General features: G+C 62.1%; 8 protein-coding genes. 5 read left to right on the top strand and 3 right to left on the bottom strand.

All coding sequences use genetic code 11. The features are described 5' to 3' along the window. Positions 1-149: 149 nt before the first annotated feature. The 3 genes from ACE04F_RS23205 to rloA are packed head-to-tail and all read right to left on the bottom strand — an operon-like array spanning position 150 to position 3,210. Positions 150-1,136, bottom strand: coding sequence for an alpha-L-glutamate ligase-like protein (locus tag ACE04F_RS23205; RefSeq protein WP_486110073.1), 987 nt, complete (start codon positions 1,134-1,136; stop codon positions 150-152). Further along, positions 1,136-2,668 carry an osmotic stress tolerance membrane protein RloB gene (gene rloB, locus ACE04F_RS23210; RefSeq protein WP_039593717.1) on the bottom strand — a complete coding sequence of 511 codons (1,533 nt, stop codon included), beginning with the start codon at positions 2,666-2,668 and terminating at the stop codon, positions 1,136-1,138. Before rloB ends, ACE04F_RS23205 begins: the two co-directional genes overlap by 1 nt. A 5-nt stretch (positions 2,669-2,673) precedes the next feature. Further along, positions 2,674-3,210 (bottom strand): retropepsin-like aspartic peptidase RloA, encoded by a 537-nt coding sequence (rloA, locus tag ACE04F_RS23215; RefSeq protein WP_486110074.1) that lies wholly within the window; start codon positions 3,208-3,210, stop codon positions 2,674-2,676. Positions 3,211-3,490: 280 nt separating this feature from the next. On the opposite strand from rloA, the gene ACE04F_RS23220 reads away from it, so the two are divergent. The 5 genes from ACE04F_RS23220 to prpF all read left to right on the top strand — a co-directional run bounded on the left by ACE04F_RS23220 (position 3,491) and on the right by prpF (position 10,295). Beyond that, complete coding sequence (locus ACE04F_RS23220; RefSeq protein WP_486110075.1) at positions 3,491-4,204, top strand: GntR family transcriptional regulator; 714 nt, start codon at positions 3,491-3,493, stop codon at positions 4,202-4,204. After that, positions 4,201-5,091, top strand: a complete 891-nt coding sequence (gene prpB, locus ACE04F_RS23225; protein WP_486110076.1) for a methylisocitrate lyase — start codon at positions 4,201-4,203, stop codon at positions 5,089-5,091. Before ACE04F_RS23220 ends, prpB begins: the two co-directional genes overlap by 4 nt. Before the next feature lie 41 nt (positions 5,092-5,132). Next, positions 5,133-6,260, top strand: coding sequence for a bifunctional 2-methylcitrate synthase/citrate synthase (prpC, locus tag ACE04F_RS23230; protein WP_486110077.1), 1,128 nt, complete (start codon positions 5,133-5,135; stop codon positions 6,258-6,260). Between the two features lie 200 nt (positions 6,261-6,460). Continuing rightward, positions 6,461-9,052, top strand: coding sequence for a Fe/S-dependent 2-methylisocitrate dehydratase AcnD (gene acnD, locus ACE04F_RS23235; RefSeq protein WP_486110078.1), 2,592 nt, complete (start codon positions 6,461-6,463; stop codon positions 9,050-9,052). A gap of 52 nt (positions 9,053-9,104) precedes the next feature. After that, positions 9,105-10,295 carry a 2-methylaconitate cis-trans isomerase PrpF gene (prpF, locus tag ACE04F_RS23240; RefSeq protein ID WP_486110079.1) on the top strand — a complete coding sequence of 397 codons (1,191 nt, stop codon included), beginning with the start codon at positions 9,105-9,107 and terminating at the stop codon, positions 10,293-10,295. The last annotated feature ends 94 nt before the right edge of the window (positions 10,296-10,389 follow it).

The following is a 10,389-nucleotide window of genomic DNA, read 5'->3' on the forward strand; positions in this document are numbered from 1 at the left end:
CCGCTGGGCTGCGAAGCGGCCCCTGGGCAGTTGAGCGCGATCATTCTGATACACCGAGGTGCTGGGCTTTGGGGTTGCTGCGCAACCCAGCGGGAGCAAGCTCCCTCGCCACAGGGTTCAACCTTCAGCTGCGGTTTTCATCCTCAGCTTCAACCCTCAACCGGCGGAATATGCCCGAACAACTCCTGAGCAAACGCCACGCGCTCTTCCGCGGTTTCGATAACGCCGCGGGCCTTGAGCTCTTCCAGGCGTGCTTCCACGGCGTGGGTGCGCAAGGTCAGGCCGCAGTCGTTGGCGATCTGGATGTTCAGCCCTGGGCGGGCGTTCAGTTCCAGGATCAACGGGCCTTTTTCCTGGTCCAGCACCATGTCCACGCCGATGTAGCCCAGCCCGCACAGCTCGTAGCACCCGGCGGCCAGTTTCATGAAGCCGTCCCAGTAGGGCAACTGCACGCCGTCCACCGCGTTGGTGGTGTCGGGGTGCTTGGTGATGATGTTGTTCAGCCAGGTACCGCGCAAGGTCAGGCCGGTGGCGAGGTCGACGCCGACGCCGATGGCGCCCTGGTGCAGGTTGGCCTTACCACCGGACTGGCGGGTCGGCAAGCGCAGCATGGCCATCACCGGATAGCCCATCAGCACGATGATGCGGATATCCGGTACGCCTTCGTAGCTGATGCTCTTGAAGATCTGGTCCGGCGTCACGCGGTACTCGATCAGCGCCCGGTCACGGTGCCCGCCGAGGGAGTACAGGCCGGTGAGGATGCTGGAGATGTGATGCTCGATTTCCTCGTGGCTGATGATCTTCCCGGACACGGTTCGATAGCGACCCTCGAAGCGGTCGGCAATAACGATGATGCCGTCACCACCGGCGCCCTGGGCCGGCTTGATGACGAAATCGGTGCGTCCGCCGATGATCCCGTCGAGCTTGTCGATTTCCTTCTCGGTGGAGATCACCCCGTACAGCTCCGGCACGTGAATGCCAGCGGCGATGGCCCGTTCCTTGGTGATGATCTTGTCATCGACGATCGGGTAAAGGCTGCGCTTGTTGTACTTGAGCACGTAGTCGGCATTACGCCGGTTGATGCCCATGATGCCCCGGGATTCCAGGGCCTTCCAGGTCTTCCAGAGGCCGAACATCAGGAGTCAGCCTTGACGAAGGCCTTGAACCGCACCAGCTCGGTCAGGCGGTAGCCGCGATAACGACCCATGGCCAGCATGAAGCCCACCAGGATCAGCAGGATCGCCGGGAACGTGAACACGAAGTACACCAGCTCCGGCACGCTCATGATCAGGTGCGCCAGGGACGCGGCGAACAGGGTGCCGATGGCGACTTTCATCGCGTGGCCGGCGCCGCGCTCTTCCCAGGTGATGGACAGGCGTTCGATGGTCATGGTCAGGATCACCATCGGGAACAATGCCACCGACAGGCCACGCTCCAGGCCCAGCTTATGGCTGAACAGACTGATGGCGGCGATCAACACGACGACGAACGTCAGCACCACCGAGAGCCTCGGCAGCATTTGCAGCTTGAGGTGTTCCAGGTACGAACGCAGCGACAGGCCCAGGGTAGTGATCACCGTAAACAGGATGATCCCGAAGCCCAGCTGGGTTTCACGGAACGCCAGGGCGATCAGCACCGGGGTGAACGTCCCGAGGGTCTGCAGGCCGATCAGGTTGCGCAACACCAGGATCACCAGCACGCCGATCGGGATCATCACCATGATCATGAAGGTCTGCTGGGTTTGCAGCGGCAGGCCGTAGAGCGAGTATTCGAGGAAGTTGGCGTCGGTGTTCTCGTCCGTCAGCTTGGCCAGGCGAATGGCGTTCATTTCGCTGTTGTTCATGCTGAAGGTGACGGTGGCTTTCTTGCCGCCATCGACGGTGATCAGGTTCTCATCGCCGGTCCACCACAGCAGGCGGTCGGTGGGCAGGCCTTGCTCACCGGTGTCGGGGTTGAAATACAGCCAGTCGGTGCCGTTGAAGCTGCGCAGCCACAGCTCGGGCGTCTGCGGCTGGTCGGCCACCAGGCGGATGGTGTGGACCTTCTCCACCGGCACGTGGGCAATGGACAGCACCAGCTCGACGATTCTGGCCTTGTTGCTCGAAGACGGATCGCCGGCCAGCAACAGCTTGACGTTGTCGTCGTTGAGGTTGTTGACCCGCTTGATGGCTTCGCTGATGAACGTCTCGACGTCGGCCGAGTGCTGGCGGATCGGTGCCAGCAGCGCTTCGGCGGCGAGTTTTTCCGGCCCTTCGACGGCGATGCTGTCGCGGAAGGTCGGGCCCTTGACCTTGGTTTTCTCGGCGCTGTAGCGCTTGGTCAGCACCAGGCGGTAATAAAGGGTCTGGTTGCCCTTGGCGCGCCGGGCCGACCACGTCACCTTGCGGTTGCCGTCGACGCGGTTCACCGCTACGCCGTAATTGTTGGAGATGAAGCTCTCGTTGAGGCTGACGTAGTCGCGGCTCAGGGGCGGCACGAACATCTGGATCTTCACCGGATCCTTGGCGTTGGGCACGAACTCGACCTTGGCATCGATATTCCACAGGTCATCGGTGGCGTCTTCGGTCACCGGGATGCCGAGCACGAAAATCTGATAGGCCGTCACTGACAGGCCCAGCACCACCAGGATGGCGATCAGCATTTTCAGATGGAGGGTAAGGGAGCGCATTGGAATTACTCTGCGGTATGAGCGGCATTGGCGCAGGCGGGTTTGCCGGCAGCGTATTTGAGACTGGGATCGACCAGCGCGTCGAAACGCTTGAGCGCTTCGGAGCCGATCAGCAACGGGTATTGGAAGGCGCTACGGTCGGTCAGGTTCACTTCGATGCTGCGCAGGGCCGAGCCCATGCAGATATCCAGTTCGATGACCGGCCGGGCCGTGTATTTCTTGCCTTCATCCGGGTCGTAGTCACCGGCGCGGCGTTTGATCTTGCTGACCCGGGCCAGCGGGCGTTCGATGGGGTGCGAATGGGCCGCGTCGATGGCCAGGTAGAAACGCACCCAGGATTCGCCGTTGCGCTTGAAGCGCTTGATGTCACGGGCGCTGAGGGAGGCGGTCTTGGCACCGGTGTCGAGCTTGGCGGCGACCTCCAGGTCAATGCCCTGCAGGGCTGCATATTCGTTGAGGCCGTACACGGTTTTTTCACCCGCCGCGGCAATCCCTGGCAGGCAGATAAAGCATAGGGCGGCAGATAAGGGCTTGAGTGTCATAGATCCTGGTGCGCAGCGTTCCGTTTTTCGGTTCAGGCCCTGGCATTACTGCACAAGCTCCCTAGGTTGCCTTCTCTATATAGGGAGAGCGGCAATTGCGGCGGCATTCTAGCACGGTGGTTTTCTGACGCCACCGCTGGCCGGAGGCTACGACACGTCGAAACGACGGGTTATGTCTGGGAGCGTTATTAGACGATTGTCGACAATATCTAATTTTACTTTGACCTTACGGATGTCAGCGGGTAGTTTTTGCCGTATTGATTTCAAAGGTGTCGACAATATGCTCGATCAGCTCGAAACGCCGGTCCTTCTCCATGAGGATGCCGAGACCTTGTCCGAGAACGTCTTCCGGCGTATCCAGGCCGCCATCGTCAAGGGTGAAATCGCCCCCGGCAGCAAGATCTCCGAGCCCGAGCTGGCCCGCACCTACGGCATCAGTCGCGGGCCGCTGCGCGAGGCGATCCATCGCCTGGAAGGCCAGCGGCTGCTGGTGCGCATTCCCCATGTTGGCGCGCGGGTGGTCTCGCTGAGTCATGCCGAGCTGCTGGAACTCTACGAAATTCGCGAATCCCTGGAAGGCATGGCCTGTCGTCTTGCGGCGGAGCGCATGACCCAGGAGGAAATCGACGAACTGCGTCGGGTGCTGGAAACCCACGAGCGCGATGCGGCGTTCCAGGCCGGCGTCGGTTATTACCAGCAGGAAGGCGATTTCGACTTCCACTACCGGATCATCCAGGGCAGCGGCAATCGCACCCTCACGCAAATGCTCTGCGGCGAGCTGTATCAACTGGTGCGCATGTACCGCATCCAGTTTTCTACCACGCCGAACCGTCCGCGCCAGGCCTTTGCCGAGCACCACCGGATTCTCGATGCCATCGCCGACCGTGACGGCGAGCTGGCCGAATTATTGATGCGCCGGCACATCGGCGCCTCCAAACGCAACATTGCGCGTCATTTCCAGGACAGCGCCGCCACTCAACGAGGTGAGTCATGAGTTCCAGCAAGAGCACGCCAGGCCAGCGTTTTCGCGATGCGGTCGCCGCCGAGCATCCATTGCAAGTGGTCGGCACCATCAACGCCAACCATGCGCTGCTGGCCAAGCGCGCCGGCTTCAAGGCGATCTACCTGTCGGGTGGCGGCGTGGCGGCCGGTTCCCTCGGCGTGCCGGACCTGGGCATCACCGGCCTGGATGACGTGCTCACCGATGTGCGCCGCATTACCGATGTGTGCGACCTGCCGCTGCTGGTGGACGTAGACACCGGCTTCGGCTCCTCGGCGTTCAATGTGGCGCGCACGGTCAAGTCGATGAGCAAGTTCGGCGCGGCGGCGATTCACATCGAGGACCAGGTTGGCGCCAAGCGTTGCGGCCATCGTCCGAACAAGGAAATCGTTTCGCAGCAGGAAATGGTCGACCGCATCAAGGCTGCCGTCGACGCCCGTATCGATGACAGTTTTGTGATCATGGCGCGTACCGATGCGTTGGCCGTGGAAGGCCTGGAGTCGGCCCTGGACCGCGCCGCCGCGTGCATCGAGGCCGGTGCCGACATGATTTTCCCGGAGGCGATCACTGAACTCGAGATGTACAAGCTGTTCGCCAGCCGCGTGAAAGCGCCGATCCTGGCCAACATCACCGAATTCGGCGCAACCCCGCTCTACACCACCGAACAACTCGCCGGGGCCGACGTATCCCTGGTGCTGTACCCGCTGTCGGCGTTCCGGGCGATGAACAAGGCCGCCGAAAATGTCTACACCGCCATCCGTCGCGATGGCACGCAGCAGAACGTCATCGACACCATGCAGACCCGCATGGAGCTTTACGATCGCATCGACTACCACACCTTCGAGCAGAAGCTCGACGCGTTGTTCGCCGCGAAAAAGTAAGGCGCGACTCCCTACAAATTCAAGAAAATGGAGACAGCAACATGGCCGAAGCAAAAGTACTCAGTGGCGCCGGGCTCCGTGGCCAGGTGGCCGGACAAACCGCCTTGTCCACCGTGGGCCAGTCTGGCGCGGGGCTGACCTATCGCGGCTACGACGTTCGCGACCTGGCGGCTGACGCGCAATTCGAAGAGGTGGCCTACCTGCTGCTGTACGGCGAGCTGCCGACCCAGGCTCAGTTGGACGCCTACACGAACAAACTGCGCCAGTTGCGCGACCTGCCCCAAGCCTTGAAAGAAGTGCTGGAACGCATTCCCGCTGACGCCCACCCGATGGACGTGATGCGCACCGGCTGCTCGTTCCTCGGCAACCTCGAGCCCGAGCAGGATTTCTCCCAGCAGCACGACAAGACCGATCGTCTGCTGGCCGCGTTCCCGGCGATTATGTGCTACTGGTATCGCTTCAGCCACGAAGGCCAGCGCATCGAATGCGTAACCGACGAAGTCTCCATTGGCGGCCACTTCCTGCATCTGCTGCACGGCAAAAAACCGAGCGAGCTGCACGTCAAGGTGATGAACGTGTCGCTGATCCTCTACGCCGAGCATGAGTTCAACGCCTCGACTTTTACCGCGCGGGTTTGTGCTTCGACATTGTCCGACCTGTTCTCCTGCATCACCGCTGCCATCGGCTCGCTGCGCGGCCCGTTGCACGGCGGCGCCAACGAGGCGGCGATGGAAATGATCGAGCGCTTCAGCTCGCCGCAAGAAGCCATCGAGGGCACCCTCGGCATGCTCGCGCGCAAGGACAAGATCATGGGCTTCGGCCATGCCATCTATAAGGACAACGACCCGCGCAATGAAGTGATCAAGGGCTGGTCGAAAAAGCTCGCCGATGAAGTCGGCGACACGGTGCTGTTCCCGGTTTCCGAAGCCATCGACAAGACCATGTGGGAGCAGAAGAAACTGTTCCCCAACGCCGATTTCTACCATGCCTCGGCGTACCACTTCATGGGCATCCCGACCAAGCTGTTCACGCCGATCTTCGTCTGCTCGCGCCTGACCGGCTGGGCCGCCCATGTGTTCGAACAACGCGCCAACAACCGCATCATCCGACCGAGCGCCGAATACACCGGCGTCGAACAGCGCAAGTTCGTGCCAATCGAACAACGCTGAGCTGGAGGGCCGTGACGCACTGGCTACCTGAACCGAACTGCCCTTGTGGGAGCGAGCCTGCTCGCGAATACGGACTGACATCCAACATCAATGTCGACTGCTACACCGCATTCGCGAGCAGGCTCGCTCCCACAGGGGAATGTGTTTGTTTCAATGGTTGCGCCACCCCTCCTGAAACCACCGTGACCCGAGTCCTGACGATGAACACAGAATTTCGCAAACCGCTGCCCGGCACTTCGCTGGATTATTTCGACGTTCGCGCCGCCGTGGATGGCATTCGGCCTGGCGCCTACGATGGCTTGCCGTACACCTCGCGCGTGCTGGCGGAGAACCTGGTGCGCCGCTGCGATCCGGCCACGCTGCGCGAATCGCTGCTTCAACTGATCGAGCGCAAGCGCGACCTGGACTTCCCCTGGTTCCCGGCGCGCGTGGTCTGCCATGACATCCTCGGCCAGACCGCCTTAGTCGACCTGGCCGGCCTGCGCGACGCCATTGCCCTGCAAGGCGGCGACCCGGCGCAGGTCAATCCGGTGGTGCCGACCCAACTGATCGTCGACCACTCGCTGGCGGTAGAGAGCGCCGGTTTTGATCCGCAGGCGTTCGCCAAGAACCGCGCCATCGAAGACCGCCGCAACGAAGACCGCTTCCACTTCATCAACTGGACCAGGAAGGCCTTCAAGAACGTCGATGTGATTCCGCCGGGCAACGGGATCATGCACCAGATCAACCTCGAAAAAATGTCGCCGGTGATCCAGCAGCGTGACGGCGTGGCGTTCCCCGACACTTGCGTAGGCACCGACAGCCACACGCCTCACGTCGATGCCCTGGGTGTGATCGCCATCGGTGTCGGTGGCCTGGAGGCCGAAAGCGTCATGCTCGGTCGCGCCTCGTGGATGCGCCTGCCGGAAATCATCGGCGTCGAGCTGACCGGCAAGTTGCAACCGGGCATCACTGCCACCGACATGGTGCTGGCGCTGACCGAATTCCTGCGCAAGCAGAAAGTCGTCGGGGCCTGGCTGGAGTTCTTCGGCGAAGGCGCCCGCGCCCTGACCCTGGGGGATCGCGCGACGATCTCCAACATGGCGCCGGAATACGGCGCCACGGCAGCAATGTTCCATATCGATCAGCAGACAATCGATTACCTGAAACTCACCGGCCGCGAAGACCAGCAAGTGCAGTTGGTCGAGCATTACGCCAAGACCACCGGCCTCTGGGCTGACAGCCTGGAAGGCGCGTTATATGAACGCGGTCTGACCTTCGACCTGTCCTCGGTGGTGCGCAACATGGCCGGTCCGAGCAACCCGCACGCCCGTGTCGCGGTATCCGATCTGGCTGCCAAAGGCATTTCCGGCCAGTGGGACGACGTGCCCGGGCAGATGCCCGACGGCGCGGTGATCATCGCGGCGATCACCAGTTGCACCAACACCAGCAACCCGCGCAACGTGATCGCCGCCGGTTTGCTGGCGCGCAACGCCAATCGCCTGGGCCTGGCGCGCAAGCCCTGGGTCAAGTCATCCCTGGCACCAGGCTCGAAAACCGTCGCGTTGTACCTGGATGAAGCGGGCCTGACATCTGAACTTGAGCAACTGGGTTTTGGCGTGGTCGCGTTCGCCTGTACCACCTGCAACGGCATGTCCGGCGCGCTGGACCCGGTGATCCAGCAGGAAATCATCGACCGCGACCTGTACGCCACCGCCGTCTTGTCGGGTAACCGCAACTTCGACGGGCGGATTCACCCGTACGCCAAGCAGGCGTTCCTGGCCTCGCCGCCATTGGTGGTGGCTTATGCCATCGCCGGCACCATCCGTTTCGACATCGAGAAGGATGTGCTGGGTGTGGTGGAAGGTCAGGAAATCCGCCTCAAGGACATCTGGCCAAGCGACGAGGAAATCGACGCGGTGGTCAAGGCTTCGGTGAAACCCGAGCAGTTCCGCCAGGTGTACATCCCGATGTTCGCGATCCAGGAAGATACCGGGCCGAAAGTCACGCCGCTGTACGACTGGCGCCCGCAAAGCACCTATATCCGTCGTCCGCCGTATTGGGAAGGCGCATTGGCCGGTGCGCGGCCGCTCAAGGGCATGCGTCCGCTGGCGGTGCTGCCGGACAACATCACCACCGATCACCTGTCGCCGTCCAACGCCATCATGCTCGACAGTGCCGCGGGTGAATACCTGGCGAAAATGGGCCTGCCGGAAGAAGACTTCAACTCCTACGCGACTCACCGCGGCGATCACCTGACCGCCCAGCGCGCAACCTTCGCCAACCCGAAACTGTTCAACGAAATGGTCGTTGAGAACGGCAAGGTCAAGCAGGGCTCATTGGCGCGGGTCGAACCGGAAGGCAAGGTCATGCGCATGTGGGAAGCCATTGAAACCTACATGGAACGCAAGCAGCCGTTGATCATCGTTGCCGGTGCCGACTACGGCCAGGGTTCGTCCCGGGACTGGGCGGCCAAGGGCGTGCGCCTGGCCGGTGTCGAGGCGATCGTCGCCGAAGGTTTCGAGCGCATCCACCGCACCAACCTGGTGGGCATGGGCGTGTTGCCGCTGGAGTTCAAGCCGGGCACGGATCGCAAGACGCTTGGCATCGATGGCAGCGAAGTCTATGACGTGATCGGCGAGCGCACCCCGCGGGCGACACTGACCTTGGTCATCACTCGCAAGAACGGCGAACGCCTCGAAGTCCCGGTGACCTGCCGCCTCGATACCGCCGAGGAAGTGTCGATCTACGAAGCCGGGGGCGTGCTGCAACGCTTCGCCCAGGATTTCCTTGAATCGGCGATTGCCGTTTAAATCGCTCGGGTGGCCGGTTTTCTGGCCGCCTTTTTTTCAGGAGTTGGAGCACATGGCTCACTCGCCTCAAATCAAGATCCCCGCGACCTATATGCGTGGCGGCACCAGCAAAGGCGTGTTTTTCAGCCTGCAAGACCTGCCCGAAGCGGCACGCATTCCCGGCCCGGCCCGGGATGCGCTGCTGCTGCGCGTGATCGGAAGCCCTGATCCGTACGAAAAGCAGATCGATGGCATGGGCGGCGCGACGTCCAGCACCAGCAAGACCGTGATTCTGTCCAAGAGCACCCGGGCCGACCACGACGTCGATTACCTGTTTGGCCAGGTGTCCATCGACAAGCCGTTCGTGGACTGGAGCGGCAACTGCGGCAATCTGTCGGCGGCGGTGGGGGCGTTTGCCATCGGTAGCGGTCTGGTGGATGCCAGCCGTATCCCGCAGAACGGTACGGCCGTGGTGCGGATCTGGCAGGCGAACATCGGCAAGACGATCATCGCCCATATACCGATCACCAACGGCGCGGTGCAGGAAACCGGTGACTTCGAACTTGACGGCGTGACCTTTCCGGCCGCTGAAGTGCAGCTGGAGTTCATGGACCCGGCGGCCGAGGAAGAGGGCGGCGGTGGTTCGATGTTTCCTACCGGCAACCTGGTGGACGACCTGGAGGTGCCCGGTGTCGGCAAGCTCAAGGCGACGCTGATCAACGCAGGCATTCCGACGATATTCATCAACGCCCGGGATGTCGGTTACACCGGCACCGAATTGCAGGGCGCCATCAACGGCGATCCCAAGGCGCTGGCGATGTTTGAAACGATTCGTGCCCATGGCGCGTTGCGCATGGGCCTGATCAAGCACCTGGACGAAGCTGCCCAACGCCAGCACACGCCGAAAGTCGCGTTCGTCGCGCCGCCAGCGGATTACCTTTCATCCAGCGGTAAAACCGTGGCGGCAGGTGACGTCGACTTATTGGTCCGGGCGTTGTCCATGGGCAAGCTGCACCACGCCATGATGGGCACCGCCGCTGTCGCCATCGGCACCGCCGCGGCGATTTCCGGCACCCTGGTCAACCTCGCGGCCGGTGGCGTCGAACGCAACGCGGTGCGCTTCGGTCACCCGTCCGGCACCTTGCGCGTCGGCGCCGAGGCGCGCGTAGTCAATGGCGAATGGACCGTGAAAAAAGCCATCATGAGCCGCAGCGCACGGGTGTTGATGGAAGGGTTCGTGCGAGTGCCGGGGGATGTTTTCTAACCCGTTACTTGAGAAATAACAAAACCTGTGGGAGCGAGCCTGCTCGCGAAAGCGGTGTGTCAGCTGGCATTGATGTTGGATGTGCCGACGCCTT

It is taken from the genome of Pseudomonas sp. AGC41, from assembly GCF_057334555.1.